This is a genomic window from Thioclava sediminum (assembly GCF_002020355.1).
GTDB lineage: Bacteria > Pseudomonadota > Alphaproteobacteria > Rhodobacterales > Rhodobacteraceae > Thioclava > Thioclava sediminum.
Genome location: NZ_MPZV01000001.1, coordinates 832,705 through 848,571, shown reverse-complemented (window position 1 = coordinate 848,571; position 15,867 = coordinate 832,705). Strand labels below are relative to the sequence as shown.

The window sequence follows — 15,867 nt, the reverse complement described above, 5'->3', positions numbered from 1 at the left end:
TTCTTAGCCTTTCACCGCTTTGACGATTTTTTCTGCGCCATCCGACAGGTTGTCGGCGGCGATGACGTTCAGGCCGGAATTCGCGATGATTTCCTTGCCTTTTTCGACGTTGGTGCCCTCGAGGCGGACAACCAGCGGCACTTCGAGGCCGACTTCCTTCACCGCAGCGATCACGCCTTCGGCGATGATGTCGCAGCGCATGATGCCGCCGAAGATGTTCACGAGGATCCCTTTGACGTTCTTGTCCGAGGTAATGATCTTGAACGCTTCGGTCACTTTCTCTTTCGTGGCGCCACCGCCAACGTCGAGGAAGTTCGCGGGCTCGGCGCCGTAGAGCTTGATGATGTCCATCGTGGCCATTGCCAGGCCAGCGCCGTTCACCATGCAGCCGATCTCACCGTCGAGCGCGATGTAGTTGAGGTCGTATTTCGACGCTTCGAGCTCTTTGCTGTCTTCCTCGGTTTCGTCGCGCAGGGCGGCGATGTCCGAGTGACGGTAGACGGCGTTGCCGTCGAAGCCGAGCTTGGCGTCGAGAACCTTGAGGTTACCGTCGGTCATGACGATCAGCGGGTTGATCTCAAGCATCTCCATGTCCTTCTCGACGAAGGCTTGGTAGAGCTTGCCGAGAAGGCCGACCATCTGCTTCACCTGCGGGCCTTCGAGGCCGAGCGAGAAGGCGACGCGGCGACCGTGGAACGGCTGGTAGCCGGTTGCCGGGTCGATCGAGAAGCTGAGGATTTTCTCGGGCGTGTTCGCCGCGACTTCCTCGATGTCCATGCCGCCTTCGGTCGAGGAGACGATCGAGACACGCGAGGTCACACGGTCGACGAGCAGAGCGAGATACAGTTCGCGCTCGATGTCGGAACCGTCTTCGATATAGATGCGGTTGACCTGCTTGCCCGCCGGGCCGGTCTGGTGCGTCACGAGCGTCTTGCCGAGCATCTGCTTGGCGAGCGTTTCAGCCTCTTCGACCGATTTGGCGAGGCGGACACCGCCCTTTTCGCCGGCTTCGGCTTCCTTGAAGTGGCCCTTGCCGCGGCCACCTGCGTGGATCTGCGCCTTGACGACCCAGAGCGGACCATCGAGTTCGCTGGCTGCGGTCTTCGCTTCTTCGGCCTTGAGGACGACGCGGCCGTCCGAGACCGGTGCGCCATAGCTCTTGAGAAGCTGTTTGGCCTGATATTCGTGGATATTCATCCTTGGATACCCCATGCTGGTGCGATTTGAGGGGGTTCTAGGCTGTTAAGCGGGGCGGACAAACCGAAATCGCGACATTCTGCCCCACTCGCCCGGAAAAAGCGACATACGTGATCACAGCGCGGAAGGGTGTGATCACAAATCGGAAAATGCTGCGCTGTGGCATGGGAGCACTGGCACGACTCGGTTAATTGAACCTATCTGCGCTGAGGGCATTGGCAGGGATCGAATTTAGATGACGCAAGGGCAAGATATGCCGCGCTGGGGCGTGGTGGCGACGGTGGACGAGCCCGCGGCGCTGGTGGCCGCCTATGTCGCGCATCATCTGAGCATCGGCGCGAGCGAGGTCCATGTCTTTTTTGATCGCCCGAACCCCGAAGCCGAGGCGCTGCTCGCCCCGGTCGACGGCGCGTGCATTCACCATTCCGGCGATGACGACTGGGCGCGCAGCTGGCGGAAGAAACGGCCCGCGCGCCATCAGGGCCGCCAGAAATACAATGCGACCCGCGCGCTGAACGAGACCAACCTGGATTGGATGATCCATTGCGACGCGGACGAGTTCGTGAGCCTCGCGCGCCCGCTCGAATGGGAGCTGGCGAAGACGGGCGAGCAGAAAGCGTGGCTGCGTCTCGAAGTGGACGAACGCTGCTATCTCGACCGCAACCCCGGCCCGGACATCTTTAGCGGTGTCTTTAGGCGGCGCTGGGACGGGTTTCAGGAGGACGGGCTGATGTTCTACGGTCTCCGGTCGCGCTTTCTAAAGAAGGGCCTCGCGGGTCATGTCGCCGGAAAACCTGTCGTGCGGGCTGGGCGCAGCTATGCGATCGGGGTGCATTACCCGCTGAAAGACTGGGACAGCAAGGAAAACGATCTGCCTTATCGGCCCAGCTATAATGGTCGGCTGATGCATTTCGACGGGCTGACGCCGTTGCACTTCATCCTCAAGATGCTGCGCCGCGCGACGACCAAGGTGAAGGGACAGCCCGTTCCCTATGTCGGGTCCCGCAAGGCGCAATTCGCAGAGGCCGCCGAGCGCGCCGCCGATCCCGCCGAGCTGATGAGCCTCTGGTGGGAGGTGCAGGGGATGCGCGATTACGAGGCCGACGAGCTGGAATCCCACGAGCTGCTGATCCGGCCCGAAGTGAAGATCGCGACTGAGACCCGCGCGTTGTTCGGCGACGAGGTCGATCTTTCGCCCGCCGCCTTCGATCGCGCGCTGCTTCTCCATGAGGCCGAGTTGATCGGGCGGCTGCGCGAGGAATTCGGTTTCGACCCGGAGCCGCTCGTCAGTTCAGCGTGAACATCATCATGCCGGTGCGTCCGCCAACCAACCGCGAAAAGCGCGTCCAGTTCTCGGGCGTCAGCATCGGCGTGTCGGTGAAATAGGGATCGAGGGCCCAACCCTGAACCACTCCGGTCAGCGGCAGCGGCGCGGGATTTTCCAGCCACGCGCCCAGATCGACCCCGACCGGCACACGCCAGAAGGGGAAGGACTTCTCGCTCGTCAGCAGCGCCTCGCCATCGCTCAGCACGCCCCGCCATGTTTCTCCCAGACCGTCGGGAAATTCCACGCCAAGCGCCTGATCCTGCGCGTCGCTCGGAATCCATTCCGCCTGATTGTCGGTCTCGGCCTCAGCCAGATCCCAGAACTGCCGGTTATCCGCAATCATCGCCAGCCAATGATCCCGCGCGGCACGGGTGCGCGTCGGATCGGGCTGCTGGTGGAGCATATCGAGCACCGCCGCCGCCGGGTCGATGAAGCTGAACATCATCAGACCGTCCAGCGACGTGGCTTGCCCGGTCCCCATCGCCTTGTCGCGCGCGTCCACGAGTTTCGCATAGGTGGCCATCACGCGGGCGATGGCCGGTTCAGGGTCGAAGGCCAAGATTAGCTCGCCCACGCCCGAGACCAGATGCGTATAGGCCGAAAGCCAGGCCGCATCCGCATTGTCGAAGCGCACGATCCGCGAAGCACCGGCTTCGGCCTCCGGTGCGCGGGGCATGAAGGCGCCGCGCAACAGCGTCACCGCGTCCTCGCCGTCGTCACGCGTGCCATTGCCGTTCAGGTCAAACCAGAGATCGTTCAGGTCGATCGCAAGACCGAACTCCGGTCCATCGGCCAGCCCGTCGAGCGCGGTCTTGGCGCGATCCATGCCGGCGATCAGCGCCTCGCTTTCGCGCGGGACCGCGTCGGCGGTGAAGGTTTCGCGCGGCGCGTCGCGCCTGCCGGGAAGGTTGCCCACGAAGGGCATCAGCACACGGGCTCCGCCTGCTTCCAGCTGCCAGCGCATCGTCGCCTCGAGGCTCGCGAGGAATTCCAGCCCGCCGAGCGCGAAACGATCCTTCGGGTCAAGCGCGTCCTGCGATTGCAGGTCGGCCAGCACCGGCGCGATCCCCTCCGCCCCGATCCGCGCCGAGATTGGATCGGCGGCAGGTGCCTCGCTTCGCGCGATCTTGGCGGTCACCGGCCCGTCTTGCGCATGCGTGGTGACCGGTGAAAGGGCGAGAAGAACGGCAAGACACGGGGCGAGACGGGCGGAACACATGGCACTCTCCAAAACAAAGGGCGCGCCTACGAAGGCGCGCCCCAAGATTGGATCAGTCCTAGCTTTCGATCAAGCGAGCGTGCTGTCGATGCCCTTGCAGGCGTCCACGAGGCCTTTGACGGCGTCGACGGACTTGTCGAACATCGCCTGCTCGTCCTTGTTGAGCTTGATGTCGATGACCTTCTCGATGCCTTTGGCGCCGATCACGGTCGGCACGCCGACATAAAGACCGTCGAGGCCGAGCGCGCCTTTGACGTAGGCGGCGCAGGGCAGAACGCGCTTTTGGTCTTTCAGGTAGGCTTCCGCCATCTCGATCGCCGAGGTGGCCGGAGCGTAGAAGGCCGAACCGGTCTTCAGCAGGCCCACGATCTCTGCGCCACCGTCACGGGTGCGCTGGATGATCGCGTCGAGCTTCTCCTGCGTGGTCCAGCCCATCTGCACGAGGTCGGGCAGCGGGATGCCACCGACGGTTGAGTAGCGTGCGAGCGGCACCATGGTGTCGCCGTGGCCGCCGAGCACGAAGGCGTTCACGTCGCGCATCGAGACGCCGAATTCCAGCGACAGGAAGTGACGGAAGCGGGCCGAGTCAAGAACGCCAGCCATGCCGACGACTTTCTCTGCCGGCAGGCCGGAGAATTGCTGCAGCGCCCAGACCATCGCGTCGAGCGGGTTGGTGATGCAGATGACGAAAGCGTCCGGCGCGTGGGCAGCGATGCCTTCGCCGACCGATTTCATGACCTTGAGGTTGATGCCCAGCAGATCGTCGCGGCTCATGCCCGGCTTGCGCGGAACGCCAGCCGTCACGATGCAGACATCCGCGCCCGCGATACCGGCGTAATCGTTGGTCCCCTTGAAGGAGCCGTCGAAGCCCTCGGACGGGCCCGATTCCGCGATGTCGAGCGCTTTGCCCTGCGGCGTACCTTCGGCGATATCGAACAGAACGACGTCACCGAGTTCCTTGATGGCGGCGAGATGGGCGAGCGTGCCGCCGATCTGGCCGGCGCCGATAAGGGCGATCTTGGGTCTGGCCATTTGGTCCTCCGGGTGGATGGATTGGAAAATAGATCGCAGGTGGAGTAGCCCTTTGGCTCGCAAAGGGCAAGGGCGCTGCGCTGCGGCGACACTGTTTGTATGCACTCGTATGCCGAAACTGGTTCCGCACACTGACGTGCGGTTCCGTTTCGTCACGCGCCGTGTCAGCAAGGGGGCAAGACGGGGCGGAGCGATTCTGTGACCCGCAGGGAAGGGAGCATCCGAATGGAGTTGAGCCTGCTCGGTTGGGCGCTGGCGCTGCTCGCCGCGGTGATGGTGGGGCTGTCGAAAGGCGGTATCCCGATGGCGGCCTCGATCTCGGTCCCGGTCCTGACGATCGTGATGGACCCGGTCGCGGCGGCGGGGCTGTTGCTGCCGGTCTATATTGTTGCCGACATGTTCGGTCTCTGGGCCTATCGCAAGCATTTCGACAAGCGGGTGCTCGCGATCATGATCCCCGCCACGACGATCGGGATCGGCATTGGTTGGGCCACAGCCGAGGTCGTGTCAGAACGGTGGGTGACGCTGATGGTCGGGGTGATCGGGGCGCTTTTCGCGCTGAACGCGCTGTTCCGGCATCGGCATGGCGCACGGCAGGAGGCGAAAGTCGCACCGGGCCTGTTCTGGGGCACCATCGCGGGGTTCACCAGCTTCGTCAGCCATTCGGGCGCGCCGCCCTTTCAGGCCTACACAATCCCGCTGAACCTGCCGAAACAGGTCTTTGCGGGCACGGCGACGGTTCTCTTTACCTATGTGAACCTTGCGAAACTCGGCCCCTTCATCGCGCTGGGCGAGGTGAACTGGGACAGCCTCGGCACCGCGTTGATCCTGGCGGTTCCTGCCTCGGCCTCGGTATTCCTTGGTGTCTGGCTTGTGAAGCGCATGCCCACGGAGATCTTCTTCAAGGTGGTGATCTGGGCACTTCTGCTGATCTCGCTGAAGCTGATCCAGCAAGCGATCACCGGGTGAGGGCGGCGCCTAGAGCGCCGCGTCCTTTTCCTTGAGCGTCCCGTCGAGCTCCTCGAACGCCTCGCCCGAGGCGATCAGGCAACTCACGCCATCCGCCGGTGTGACGATGATCGTCCAGTTGCCCGCCTCGGCTGCGAAGATCTCCAGCACGGAGTTATTCGCGGAGAGCGCCACCATGCGGCGGCTCTCGTGATATTTCGCTTCGAGATTGGCCACGATCTCATCTCGCTTGCCGCAGGCGCGCGACGGATCAGACGGGGCCCGTGTCTCTCCGTAAGAAGCCTGTGCGAAGCCGATCGCTGCGGCCAGGCCGAGCGTTAGCACATAAGTTTTGTTCAGCATTTTGATCCCTCTGAGGTCATCATCAAAGAGTGACGGCCTAGCTGTCAAGAAAGCTTTACGTCGCGACCCCGTATCGTCGGACCCTGTGATTTTTCTGCGTTGCGGCAAATCGGGGCTTGCCGATTCTGTCTCATTCGTGCGATTTGGCGAAAGAAAATTGCGAGATGGAGAATCAAATGGCCCGCCCGACCCGTTCCGTGCTCTACATTCCCGGCTCGAAAGAGCGTGCGCTGGAGAAGGCCACCGGGCTTGCCTGTGACGCGATCATCTTCGATCTCGAGGACGCCGTGGCGATCGACGAGAAGGCCAATGCGCGCGCGCTGCTCGCGAAGACGCTGACCGAGGTCGATTACGGTCCGCGCATGAAGATCGTGCGGATTAACGGGCTCGACACCGAATGGGGGCGCGAGGATGTGTTGGCCTTCGCCGACGCGATCCGTAACGGCGCCAAGGTCGACGCGATCCTGATCCCGAAAGTCTCCACCCCCGCCGATCTCGTCGAGGTGGCCGATCTCATTCAGGGCGTGCCGCTCTGGGCGATGATGGAGACCGCGCTGGGGATGCTCAACGCGGGCGATATCGCTGCCTATCCGCGGCTCGAAGGCATGGTGATGGGCACGAACGACCTCGCGAAGGAGTTGGGCAGTCGTTTCCGCGCCGACCGACTGCCGATGCTGCCGGGGCTGGGCCTGTGCCTGCTGGCCGCGAAAGCGCATGGCAAAATTATCGTCGACGGCGTCTATAATGCCTTCAAGGATGACGAAGGTCTTAAGGCCGAATGTGAACAGGGCCGCGACATGGGCTTCGACGGCAAGACCCTGATCCACCCGGCGCAACTCGAGGTCTGCAATGCGGCCTTTGCGCCCTCGGAGGCCGAGATCGATCTCGCCCGACGTCAGATCGCTGCCTTCGAGGAAGCCGAGAAAGCGGGGCAGGGTGTCGCGGTCGTGGATGGAAAGATCGTCGAAAATCTGCATATCGTCACGGCGCGGCAAGTCCTCGCCAAGGCGGAGGCGATTGCCGCGCTTGGCAGCTAAGAGGCAATCGCAATGGCACTACTCATCCTCGGCGTCCTGATCTGGTCGCTCGCACATCTGGCAAAACGGATCTTTCCGGGCTTCCGGCGCGCGCTCAAAGGGGCCGAGCGTCCGATGGTCGCCGCGCTCCTCCTGATCAGCCTCGTTCTGATGTTCGTCGGCTGGCGCGCTGCCGATCCGGTCTTCTACCTCTGGACGCCGAACGCGGCGCTCAAGGGGATCAATAACCTGCTGATGATCTTCGCGGTCTATCTGTTCGCGGTCTCGGGCATGAAGCTCTGGCTCAGCGGCAAGATTCGTCACCCGCAGCTGACCGGCGTGAAGACTTGGGCCTTCGCGCACCTTCTGGTCAATCCGACCCTGCCGGGGATCATCCTGTTCGGCGGTCTGCTCGCCTGGGCGGTGGTCGAGGTCATCCTGATCAACAAGAAGTCGAAGCCCGCAAAGGTCACCCCCGAGGTGAAGATGGGCAAGGAGATCGGCGGGATCGTCGGGACGCTGGTCCTCTACGGCCTGATCGCCTCGATCCACATCTGGTTCGGCCACAACCCGTTCGGAGCCTGATATGCAGATCTACCGCCTTCTGACCGAGGAAGACACCTCGGCCTTCTGTCACAAGGTCAGCCTCGCGCTGTCCAAGGGCTGGGTGCTCTATGGCGATCCGCAATATGCCTACGATCAGGCGAATGGCGTGATGCGCTGTGCCCAGGCCGTGACCAAAGAGATCGAGGGAGAGTATCACCCCGACATGAAGCTGGGAGAGCAATGATGGGCAAGACCAATCCGGGCCGTTTCTTCGAGGACTACAAGCTGGGCGACGTGATCCGTCACGCCATCCCGCGCACTGTGGCGGAAGGGGAGCGTGCGCTGTATCACGCGCTCTACCCGGCGCGCCATGCGCTCTATTCATCGGACGAATTCGCCGCGGCTTGCGGATTGGATGGCTCGCCCCTCGACGATCTGATCGCGTTCCACGTCGTGTTCGGCAAGACGGTCCCGGATGTCTCGCTGAACGCGGTCGCCAATCTTGGCTATGCGGAAGGGCGCTGGCTGAAGCCGGTCTATCCCGGCGACACGCTGCGCTCGGAATCCGAGGTGATCGGGGTCAAGCAGAACTCCAACGGCAAGTCCGGCGTGGTCTATGTCCGCACCCGCGGGCTGAACCAGGTGGGCGAGACCGTGCTGGAATATGTCCGCTGGGTGATGGTGCGCAAAGGCGACCTGGATGCGCCTGCGCCTGAGACCGTGCTGCCCGATCTGGCATCTGTCGTGGCGCCTGCGGATCTGATGATCCCGGAGGGGCTGAGCTTCGAGGGCTACGATTTCGATCTGGCAGGCGAGCCGCATCGCTGGGGCGATTACGAGATCGGCGAGAAGATCGACCATGTGGACGGCGTCACCATCGAGGAAGCCGAGCACATGATCGCCACGCGCCTGTGGCAGAACACCGCCAAGGTGCATTTCGACGCGACATTCCGCGAGGACGGCCAGCGTCTGATCTATGGCGGTCATGTGATCTCGATGGCGCGGGCGCTGTCGTTCAATGGCTTGGCCAATGCCCAGATGATCGTGGCGCTCAATGGCGGGGCGCATGCCAATCCCTGCTTCTCGGGCGATACGGTGAAGGCATGGTCGGAAGTACTCGACAAGGCCGAGACCGGCGCGCCCGGCGTGGGGGCGATCCGTCTGCGTCTGGTGGCCGTGAAGCAGGGTGCGCCCGAGTTCGCCTATAAGGGAGAAGACGGCAAATACCTGCCCGAGGTGCTGCTCGATCTCGACTACTGGGCACTGATGCCGATCTGATCGCGCCCCGAGAGACTCACTCGCGGGGGCAGGGCGCCCGCGAGCGTTAACATGTGATCACGCACAGAATTTATGTGATCACAAAGCGAATTTTTCGCCGCTCTTTATGCGTAAATGACAGGTTTTCAAGCTTGCCCCCCGTGACTTGGGAGAAATTTACGCTACTAAAAGAGCCAATTCCGGCCAGCTCCGCGCCAGCGCGTGCCTCCGATAGAGGCCGACGAGAGCGCCGAGCCCAGCGAAAAGGGACCGATCATGGCTGAAGCGAAACAGGTTGAGCGTCCGCTTTCCCCGCACCTTCAAATTTACCGCCCGCAGATGACGTCTTTCTCGTCGATCATGACGCGGATCACCGGCAACGGCATCATCGTCGGCGTGCTGCTGCTCGTCTGGTGGCTTCTCGCCGCCGCGACCAGCCCCGACTACTTCAACTTCGTGAACGCGATCGCGACCTCGTGGTTCGGCGATCTCGTCTTCACTCTGTCGCTGCTGGGCGTCTGGTATCACTACCTCGCCGGCATCCGGCACCTCATCTTCGATGCGGGTAAATACATGGACATCAAATCCGCCGAGATGCTCGGCTGGATCTGCACCATCGGTTCGGTCGTGCTGACCGTGCTGACCCTCATCATCATCCAATTCTGACGGAGGCCCTCATGCGTTACCTCACCGACCGCAAGCGCGCCGTGGGCAAGGGCGCCTCGGGCACCGGCCCCGAGCATCACTGGTGGATGTCGGCCTCGGCCGTGGCTCTCGCCTTCATGATCCCGACCTGGCTCTACATCGTCGGCACCACGCTCGGCGCCGATCAGCAGACCGTGATCACGACCTTCTCGAAGCCCTTCCCGGCCATCCTGACCGCGCTGGTCGTGATCGTCGGCATGCGCCACTTCGCGAAGGGCACCGAGATCTGGATCGAGGACTACATCCACGGCACCGCCGCAAAGGCGACCAAGATCGCGATGCATTCGCTGGCTTACGTGATCATGGCGACCGCACTCTATGCACTCGGCAAGATGGTCTTCATCGGCCTTCTGCTGGGCAACTGAACGGGACGAGATAATGGCTGCTTACGAATACGAAACGCATAATTACGACGTGGTCGTGGTCGGCGCCGGTGGCTCGGGTCTGCGCGCCACGCTCGGCATGGCCGAACAAGGCCTGCGCACCGCCTGCGTGACCAAGGTCTTCCCGACCCGCTCGCACACGGTCGCCGCACAGGGCGGTATCGCCGCCAGCTTGGGCAACATGGGCCCGGACAGCTGGCAGTGGCACATGTACGACACGATCAAGGGCTCGGACTGGCTCGGCGACAACGACGCGATGGAATACCTCGCGCGTCACGCCCCCAAGGCCGTCTACGAGCTCGAGCATTACGGCGTGCCGTTCTCGCGCACCGAAGAGGGCAAGATCTACCAGCGTCCCTTCGGCGGCCACACTACCGAATACGGTGAAGGCCCGCCCGTGCAGCGCACCTGTGCCGCCGCGGACCGCACCGGTCACGCGATCCTGCACACGCTCTACGGTCAGTCGCTGAAGAACAACGCAGAGTTCTACATCGAGTATTTCGCGATCGACCTGATCATGTCCGATGACGGGCAGTGTCAGGGCGTCGTCTGCTGGAAGCTCGACGACGGCACGATGCACGTCTTCAACGCGAAGATGGTTGTGCTGGCGACCGGCGGTTACGGTCGCGCCTACTTCTCGGCCACCTCGGCCCATACCTGCACCGGCGACGGTGGTGGCATGGTCGCGCGGGCCGGTCTCGCACTGCAGGACATGGAATTCGTGCAATTCCACCCGACCGGCATCTACGGCTCGGGCTGCCTGATCACCGAAGGCGCACGCGGCGAAGGTGGTTACCTGACCAACTCCGAAGGCGAGCGCTTCATGGAGCGTTATGCGCCGACCTATAAGGATCTGGCGTCGCGCGACGTGGTCTCGCGCTGCATGACCATGGAGATCCGCGAAGGCCGCGGCGTGGGCGAGCACAAGGACCACATCTTCCTCAACCTCAGCCACCTTCCGCCGGAAGCCCTGGCCGAGCGTCTGCCGGGGATCTCGGAATCGGCGAAGATCTTCGCCGGCGTCGACGTCACCAAAGAGCCGATCCCGGTTCTGCCGACCGTGCACTACAACATGGGTGGCATTCCGACGAACTACCACGGCGAGGTCATCAACCCGAAAGAGGGCGACCCCGATGCGATCGTGCCCGGCCTGATGGCCGTGGGCGAGGCGGGCTCGGCGTCTGTGCACGGTGCGAACCGTCTGGGCTCCAACTCGCTGATCGACCTCGTGGTCTTCGGCCGTGCCGCTGCGATCCGCGCTGGCAAGGTCGTCGACGCGGATGCGTCCAACCCGGTGATCCCGAAAGCCAAGATCGATGCGATCTTCGAGCGCTTCGACAAGGTGCGCTACGCCGATGGCGGCACGCCGACTGCCGAGCTGCGCGACGAGATGCAGCGCACGATGCAGGCGGATGCGGCGGTGTTCCGCACCGACAAGACGCTGGCCGAGGGTGTCGAGAAGATGAAGGCGGTCGCCGCCAAGCTCGACGATCTCAAGGTCACCGACCGCTCGCTGATCTGGAACTCGGACCTGATGGAAACGCTGGAACTCGAGAACCTGATGCCGAACGCGCTGGCGACCATCGTCGGGGCCGAGGCGCGCAAGGAAAGCCGCGGGGCGCACGCCCACGAGGACTATCCCGATCGCGACGACACCGAATGGCGCAAGCACTCGATCATGCATGTGGAAGGCGCGAATGTCGATCTGACCTTCCGCCCGGTCCACATGGACCCGCTGACCCCCGAGGATCAGGGCGGGATCGAGATCAAGAAGATCGCGCCGAAGAAGCGGGTCTACTGATGCGTCACGCACCGGCATATGGGCTTCTCGCGGCAGGGCTTAGCCTTGCCGCTTGCGGCCCTATTCCGGTCGAGCAGGCCGAGCGCCAGTGCTACGCCCAGTTTGCGCCCAAACCGCCCATCTCGGGCGAGGCGGGCATGGGGGTGACCAATGACGGCTTCCGCTCGAACATGAAGGTCGAGCTCAATGTCGGGGCCTATGTGCAGGGCGATCCCTCTGCGGCCTACGACTCCTGCGTTTTCAGAAAATCCGGCCGAATGCCCACGCGGCCGCTCTATTCGTACTGACGGAAAGGGGACCAACCATGGTTCAGTTCACGCTTCCGAAGAATTCCAAGATCCGCGTCGGCAAGACCTGGCCGAAGCCGGATGGCAAGAATATCCGCAAGTTCCAGATCTATCGCTGGGACCCGGATACCGGGGAGAACCCGCGTCTCGACACTTATTTCATCGACATGGATAAGTGCGGGCCGATGGTTCTCGACGCGCTCTTGAAGATCAAGAACGAGATCGACCCGACGCTGACCTTCCGCCGCTCCTGCCGCGAAGGCATCTGTGGCTCCTGCGCGATGAACATCGACGGGATCAACACGCTGGCCTGTATCTACGGCCTCGACGAGGTCAAGGGCGACGTGAAGATCTACCCGCTGCCGCACATGCCGGTGGTGAAAGACCTGATCCCCGACCTGACCATGTTCTACGCCCAGCACGCGTCGATCATGCCGTGGCTCGAGACCAAGACGAACCGTCCCGAGAAGGAATGGCGCCAGTCGATCGAGGACCGCAAGAAGCTCGACGGTCTGTATGAGTGCGTCATGTGCGCCTCGTGCTCGACCTCGTGCCCGAGCTACTGGTGGAACGGTGACAAATATCTCGGCCCGGCAGCGCTGCTGCACGCCTATCGTTGGATCATCGACAGCCGCGACGAAGCGACGGCAGAGCGTCTCGATCAGCTCGAAGACCCCTTCAAGCTCTATCGTTGCCACACGATCATGAACTGCACCAAGACCTGCCCGAAAGGTCTGAACCCGGCGAAAGCGATCGCCGAGATCAAGCGGATGCAGGTCAACCGGGTCGTCTGATCCGATGCATATTTTGGGGTGAGTCTATGGTTCACCCTCAACGATTTGTGGAAGGGGCGGCGCGAGCCGCCCTTTTTGCTGCGTTGCGGCAAATGCATATCGCGCATGCAGCATTTTGGGTTTGAATCCGCGGAAAAATCCCTAAATCGGGTGTCAGGGAGGAACTCGAAACGTGACTGGAGAGAGTTCCATGGTCGACATCGTCAAATTCCCCAAAGGGGCGCAACCGATCCAGGTGGCCGAAGAGCATCTGGCTTACTACACCCCTGAGAAGTCCACGCCCGTATTCATCCCGACCGCGAAGACCGAAAATACCGACGGTCTCGAAGCGGTCGAGCTGATGTACGAGTATTACACCGCGGCTTGAGCGGTGACCTCCCGAATAGTTCTGTCGTGACTGCCCCGGCTTCGGTCGGGGTTTTTCTTTGCGCCTTTCGCTCTTGGTCGGGGCAGGGCAGAGTGGCCGCGACAAGGAGGGAGCCCCATGCATCCGACGCCCGAGCACGCCGCACCTGAAGACGCCGAAGCCCGCCGCGATATCGCGCCGGTGATCTGTTACCCGACCGACGCGCTGCCCGCGCCGGATCTGTCCGCCTATCGCGCCGCGCGTGAGAGCTGGGAGAAGATCGCCGATCTGCGCGTGCCCCCGCGCGAGGCGCTGGCTTTCGACGTGCCCGCCGGCCATTTCTTCCGCATCACTTCGGTCGAGGGGCCGCAGGTGGGCGATCTGAACCTGTTCTCGGCGGATCTGTCAGAGCGGTTCTATTCGGGCAAGACGCGCGCGCTGCATGGCACGCATCTGAGCCGCGGCGACCGGATGTGGTCGGGCTTTCCGACGATGCGTCCGCTGGCGACGATCACCGAGGACACGCTCGACTGGTATGGCATCGACGCCTTCGGCGGCTCGGTCCATGACGTGATCGGGACACGCTGCGATCCCTACACGCATTGCCTGCTGTCCGATGGCGGGCAGTATCACCATTGCTGCCATTCGAATCTGACCCGCGCGCTGGCCGAGGCCCGCGATCTGCCGCTGCGCGAGACGGAGGCGCTGGTCCATGACGTGCTCAACGTCTTCATGTGCACCGGCTTCACGCGCGACACCGGGCAGTATTTCATGAAGGCGAGCCCGGTGCGCCCCGGCGATTACCTCGAATTCTTCGCGGAGTCCGATCTGCTGGGCGTGCTCTCGGCCTGTCCGGGCGGGGATTGCTCGTCCGAGCACAGCTCGGATACGGCGGCCTGCTACCCGCTGGGCGTCGAAATCTACCGCCCGAAATCAGCGCCCGAAGGCTGGGCGCCGCCTGCGCCCAACGCCTACGACCGCAGCCACGGGCTTTAACGGTTCGAGGTCAGCGAGACGAAGACTTCCTCCAGCCCCGGCTGTTCGCTCGCGATGTCGCGAATCTCGACATCGGCTGCGCGCAGCGCATCGAGGATATCCTCCGCCGAGGTGTCGGTGCGCGAATAGGAAAACGCCATCTGGCCGCCCGCGCGGGTCTCCATGGTGACGCCTTCGGGCAGGCGAATCTCTTGGCTAACCTCATTGCGCGGCTCGACCACCAGCGCCTTGCGGTCCATCCGCTTGAGAAGGTTCGGTGTGGTGTCGCGCACGATCAGCTCGCCATTGTTGATGATCGCGATCTCGTCGCACATCTCCTCGGCTTCCTCGAGGTAGTGGGTCGTGAGGATGATCGTCATGCCCTGCTCGTTGAGCTTGCGGACATTGCGCCAGAGCATCGCGCGCAGCTCGATATCGACGCCTGCCGTGGGTTCGTCCAGCACGAGGATCTGCGGCCGATGCACCAGCGCCTTGGCCAGCAATAGCCGCCGCTTCATCCCGCCCGAGAGGTTGCGCGCATAGGCCTCGGCCTTGTCCGACAGCCCCACCAGTTCGAGAATTTCATCGGTCCAGCGCTCGGATTTCGGCACGCCGTAAAGCCCCGCTTGCATCTCCAGCGCCGCGCGCGGCGTGAAGAACGGGTCCATGTTCAATTCCTGCGGCATCACCCCGATCGCGGCGCGCGACTGGCGCGGGTTCACGTCCTGATCGAATCCCCAGATCACGACGCGCCCGTCGGTTTTCTTCACCAGACCCGCAAGAATATTGATCAGCGTCGACTTGCCCGCCCCGTTCGGCCCCAGCAGCCCGAAGATCGAGCCTTCCGGGATCGATAGGTCGAGCCCCTTCAACGCTTCCTTCGGTGCCTGCTTCTTGCCGCCTGCATAGGTCTTGCGCAGCCCGGTAACTTCGATTGCCTGCTGTTCCAACTTGCCCCGCCTTTCGCGATTGCTAGAATGAAGCCCAAATTCAGGGCGCGGTTTTCGTGCCTTATATAGACGGAGCATCCATGACTGCCACCCATTCGCCTAATGCCCCCGAGGCACCCGAGACCGAGGTCGTCACCACCTGGAAGGTCGCCTGCGATGGCGGCGAGGGGGCGTTGGGTCATCCGCGCGTCTGGCTGTCGATTCCGCGTGACACCGGTTTCGTCGAATGCGGCTATTGCGACAAGAAATATGTGATCGATCGCGATCACGCGCATGACGATCACTGAACCACTTTTGCCAGCAGAGCGTGCGGCGCGGGTGAAAGCCAGCGCGGCGCGGCTCGACTTCGAAGACCCGTCGCTGTTTCGCGACGCCTTCGCGCGGCTTTTCGCGGTCCATCCCGAGCTTGATCAGGTGCTGCCCAACAGCGAAGGCGGGCAGCAGCTGAAATATGCCGCGATGATGGAGGTGATCCTCTCCACGCTCGATCCGCCCGAGGAGCAGGAGCTGGAACTGCCCGGCCTCGGCCAGATGCATGTGCTGTTCGGCGCCGAGCCGGACTATTACACGTGGCTGTCAGAGGCGGTGATCGCGGGCCTCGCGGCCAAGCTGGGCGATCACTGGACGCCCGAGCTGGCCGCCGACTGGGCCGAGTTGTTCAGCAAGGTCTCGGCTCAGATGATGACCGGGGCCGCGGCGCTGGAAGATCAATTCTAGGCAC

General features: G+C 63.0%; 20 protein-coding genes. 15 read left to right on the top strand and 5 right to left on the bottom strand.

The genetic code is table 11. From position 1 onward, the window contains the following. Window positions 1-3: 3 nt before the first annotated feature. Window positions 4-1,197: an ADP-forming succinate--CoA ligase subunit beta gene (gene sucC, locus BMI91_RS03670; protein WP_078519722.1), complete on the bottom strand. Its 1,194-nt coding sequence runs from the start codon at window positions 1,195-1,197 to the stop codon at window positions 4-6. A 235-nt stretch (window positions 1,198-1,432) separates the two neighbouring features. On the opposite strand from sucC, the gene BMI91_RS03665 reads away from it, so the two are divergent. Continuing rightward, window positions 1,433-2,497: a glycosyltransferase family 2 protein gene (locus tag BMI91_RS03665; RefSeq protein WP_078603983.1), complete on the top strand. Its 1,065-nt coding sequence runs from the start codon at window positions 1,433-1,435 to the stop codon at window positions 2,495-2,497. Here BMI91_RS03665 and BMI91_RS03660 read toward each other — a convergent pair. After that, complete coding sequence (locus BMI91_RS03660) at window positions 2,484-3,743, bottom strand: hypothetical protein (protein WP_078603982.1); 1,260 nt, start codon at window positions 3,741-3,743, stop codon at window positions 2,484-2,486. The genes BMI91_RS03665 and BMI91_RS03660 overlap by 14 nt on opposite strands. A gap of 69 nt (window positions 3,744-3,812) precedes the next feature. Beyond that, entirely contained in the window at window positions 3,813-4,775 is a 963-nt protein-coding gene (gene mdh, locus BMI91_RS03655; RefSeq protein WP_078603981.1) for a malate dehydrogenase, read from the bottom strand. Window positions 4,776-5,000: 225 nt separating this feature from the next. On the opposite strand from mdh, the gene BMI91_RS03650 reads away from it, so the two are divergent. Further along, complete coding sequence (locus BMI91_RS03650; RefSeq protein ID WP_078546121.1) at window positions 5,001-5,744, top strand: sulfite exporter TauE/SafE family protein; 744 nt, start codon at window positions 5,001-5,003, stop codon at window positions 5,742-5,744. A gap of 9 nt (window positions 5,745-5,753) precedes the next feature. Here the strand turns inward: BMI91_RS03650 and BMI91_RS03645 are convergent, their stop codons facing one another. After that, window positions 5,754-6,086 carry a hypothetical protein gene (locus BMI91_RS03645; protein WP_244176545.1) on the bottom strand — a complete coding sequence of 111 codons (333 nt, stop codon included), beginning with the start codon at window positions 6,084-6,086 and terminating at the stop codon, window positions 5,754-5,756. A gap of 176 nt (window positions 6,087-6,262) precedes the next feature. Here BMI91_RS03645 and BMI91_RS03640 point away from each other — a divergent pair, with 176 nt between their 5' ends. From BMI91_RS03640 to BMI91_RS03595, 11 genes are all read left to right on the top strand, one after another. Beyond that, entirely contained in the window at window positions 6,263-7,123 is an 861-nt protein-coding gene (locus BMI91_RS03640; RefSeq protein ID WP_078569760.1) for an HpcH/HpaI aldolase/citrate lyase family protein, read from the top strand. Window positions 7,124-7,135: 12 nt separating this feature from the next. Continuing rightward, entirely contained in the window at window positions 7,136-7,687 is a 552-nt protein-coding gene (locus BMI91_RS03635; protein ID WP_078546135.1) for an NnrU family protein, read from the top strand. 1 nt (window position 7,688) lies between these two features. After that, window positions 7,689-7,892: a DUF1737 domain-containing protein gene (locus BMI91_RS03630; protein WP_078546137.1), complete on the top strand. Its 204-nt coding sequence runs from the start codon at window positions 7,689-7,691 to the stop codon at window positions 7,890-7,892. Next, window positions 7,892-8,926, top strand: coding sequence for a MaoC family dehydratase (locus BMI91_RS03625; RefSeq protein WP_078603980.1), 1,035 nt, complete (start codon window positions 7,892-7,894; stop codon window positions 8,924-8,926). The genes BMI91_RS03630 and BMI91_RS03625 overlap by 1 nt, the downstream gene beginning before the upstream one ends. A gap of 255 nt (window positions 8,927-9,181) precedes the next feature. After that, window positions 9,182-9,571, top strand: coding sequence for a succinate dehydrogenase, cytochrome b556 subunit (gene sdhC / locus BMI91_RS03620; RefSeq protein ID WP_075776227.1), 390 nt, complete (start codon window positions 9,182-9,184; stop codon window positions 9,569-9,571). Window positions 9,572-9,582: 11 nt separating this feature from the next. Next, window positions 9,583-9,975 (top strand): succinate dehydrogenase, hydrophobic membrane anchor protein, encoded by a 393-nt coding sequence (locus BMI91_RS03615; RefSeq protein WP_075776184.1) that lies wholly within the window; start codon window positions 9,583-9,585, stop codon window positions 9,973-9,975. A 13-nt stretch (window positions 9,976-9,988) separates the two neighbouring features. Next, window positions 9,989-11,794 (top strand): succinate dehydrogenase flavoprotein subunit, encoded by a 1,806-nt coding sequence (gene sdhA, locus BMI91_RS03610; RefSeq protein WP_078603979.1) that lies wholly within the window; start codon window positions 9,989-9,991, stop codon window positions 11,792-11,794. Beyond that, entirely contained in the window at window positions 11,794-12,081 is a 288-nt protein-coding gene (locus BMI91_RS03605) for a hypothetical protein (protein WP_078603978.1), read from the top strand. Before sdhA ends, BMI91_RS03605 begins: the two co-directional genes overlap by 1 nt. Before the next feature lie 17 nt (window positions 12,082-12,098). After that, window positions 12,099-12,875: a succinate dehydrogenase iron-sulfur subunit gene (locus BMI91_RS03600; protein WP_078539771.1), complete on the top strand. Its 777-nt coding sequence runs from the start codon at window positions 12,099-12,101 to the stop codon at window positions 12,873-12,875. A 190-nt stretch (window positions 12,876-13,065) separates the two neighbouring features. Continuing rightward, entirely contained in the window at window positions 13,066-13,242 is a 177-nt protein-coding gene (locus tag BMI91_RS19995) for a hypothetical protein (protein WP_158522076.1), read from the top strand. A 117-nt stretch (window positions 13,243-13,359) separates the two neighbouring features. Beyond that, entirely contained in the window at window positions 13,360-14,217 is an 858-nt protein-coding gene (locus BMI91_RS03595; RefSeq protein ID WP_078603977.1) for an urea carboxylase-associated family protein, read from the top strand. Here the strand turns inward: BMI91_RS03595 and BMI91_RS03590 are convergent. Further along, window positions 14,214-15,146 (bottom strand): ABC transporter ATP-binding protein, encoded by a 933-nt coding sequence (locus BMI91_RS03590; RefSeq protein WP_244176544.1) that lies wholly within the window; start codon window positions 15,144-15,146, stop codon window positions 14,214-14,216. The genes BMI91_RS03595 and BMI91_RS03590 overlap by 4 nt on opposite strands. Before the next feature lie 80 nt (window positions 15,147-15,226). Here BMI91_RS03590 and BMI91_RS03585 point away from each other — a divergent pair, with 80 nt between their 5' ends. Together BMI91_RS03585 and BMI91_RS03580 are read left to right on the top strand one after the other, a co-directional pair. Beyond that, window positions 15,227-15,433 (top strand): zinc-finger domain-containing protein, encoded by a 207-nt coding sequence (locus BMI91_RS03585; protein ID WP_078519710.1) that lies wholly within the window; start codon window positions 15,227-15,229, stop codon window positions 15,431-15,433. Further along, entirely contained in the window at window positions 15,420-15,863 is a 444-nt protein-coding gene (locus tag BMI91_RS03580) for a globin domain-containing protein (protein ID WP_078603975.1), read from the top strand. Before BMI91_RS03585 ends, BMI91_RS03580 begins: the two co-directional genes overlap by 14 nt. The last annotated feature ends 4 nt before the right edge of the window (window positions 15,864-15,867 follow it).

Bases quoted from the DNA above. Each gene is read 5' to 3' on its own strand.
- BMI91_RS03605 (WP_078603978.1), top strand. From the start codon at position 11,794: ATGCGTCACGCACCGGCATATGGGCTTCTCGCGGCAGGGCTTAGCCTT.
- BMI91_RS03595 (WP_078603977.1), top strand. From the start codon at position 13,360: ATGCATCCGACGCCCGAGCACGCCGCACCTGAAGACGCCGAAGCCCGC.
- sucC (WP_078519722.1), bottom strand. From the start codon at position 1,197: ATGAATATCCACGAATATCAGGCCAAACAGCTTCTCAAGAGCTATGGC.
- BMI91_RS19995 (WP_158522076.1), top strand. From the start codon at position 13,066: ATGGTCGACATCGTCAAATTCCCCAAAGGGGCGCAACCGATCCAGGTG.
- BMI91_RS03645 (WP_244176545.1), bottom strand. From the start codon at position 6,086: ATGCTGAACAAAACTTATGTGCTAACGCTCGGCCTGGCCGCAGCGATC.
- BMI91_RS03600 (WP_078539771.1), top strand. From the start codon at position 12,099: ATGGTTCAGTTCACGCTTCCGAAGAATTCCAAGATCCGCGTCGGCAAG.
- BMI91_RS03585 (WP_078519710.1), top strand. From the start codon at position 15,227: ATGACTGCCACCCATTCGCCTAATGCCCCCGAGGCACCCGAGACCGAG.
- BMI91_RS03615 (WP_075776184.1), top strand. From the start codon at position 9,583: ATGCGTTACCTCACCGACCGCAAGCGCGCCGTGGGCAAGGGCGCCTCG.
- BMI91_RS03640 (WP_078569760.1), top strand. From the start codon at position 6,263: ATGGCCCGCCCGACCCGTTCCGTGCTCTACATTCCCGGCTCGAAAGAG.
- sdhC (WP_075776227.1), top strand. From the start codon at position 9,182: ATGGCTGAAGCGAAACAGGTTGAGCGTCCGCTTTCCCCGCACCTTCAA.
- BMI91_RS03660 (WP_078603982.1), bottom strand. From the start codon at position 3,743: ATGTGTTCCGCCCGTCTCGCCCCGTGTCTTGCCGTTCTTCTCGCCCTT.
- BMI91_RS03665 (WP_078603983.1), top strand. From the start codon at position 1,433: ATGACGCAAGGGCAAGATATGCCGCGCTGGGGCGTGGTGGCGACGGTG.
- BMI91_RS03580 (WP_078603975.1), top strand. From the start codon at position 15,420: ATGACGATCACTGAACCACTTTTGCCAGCAGAGCGTGCGGCGCGGGTG.
- BMI91_RS03630 (WP_078546137.1), top strand. From the start codon at position 7,689: ATGCAGATCTACCGCCTTCTGACCGAGGAAGACACCTCGGCCTTCTGT.
- BMI91_RS03650 (WP_078546121.1), top strand. From the start codon at position 5,001: ATGGAGTTGAGCCTGCTCGGTTGGGCGCTGGCGCTGCTCGCCGCGGTG.
- BMI91_RS03625 (WP_078603980.1), top strand. From the start codon at position 7,892: ATGGGCAAGACCAATCCGGGCCGTTTCTTCGAGGACTACAAGCTGGGC.
- mdh (WP_078603981.1), bottom strand. From the start codon at position 4,775: ATGGCCAGACCCAAGATCGCCCTTATCGGCGCCGGCCAGATCGGCGGC.
- BMI91_RS03635 (WP_078546135.1), top strand. From the start codon at position 7,136: ATGGCACTACTCATCCTCGGCGTCCTGATCTGGTCGCTCGCACATCTG.
- sdhA (WP_078603979.1), top strand. From the start codon at position 9,989: ATGGCTGCTTACGAATACGAAACGCATAATTACGACGTGGTCGTGGTC.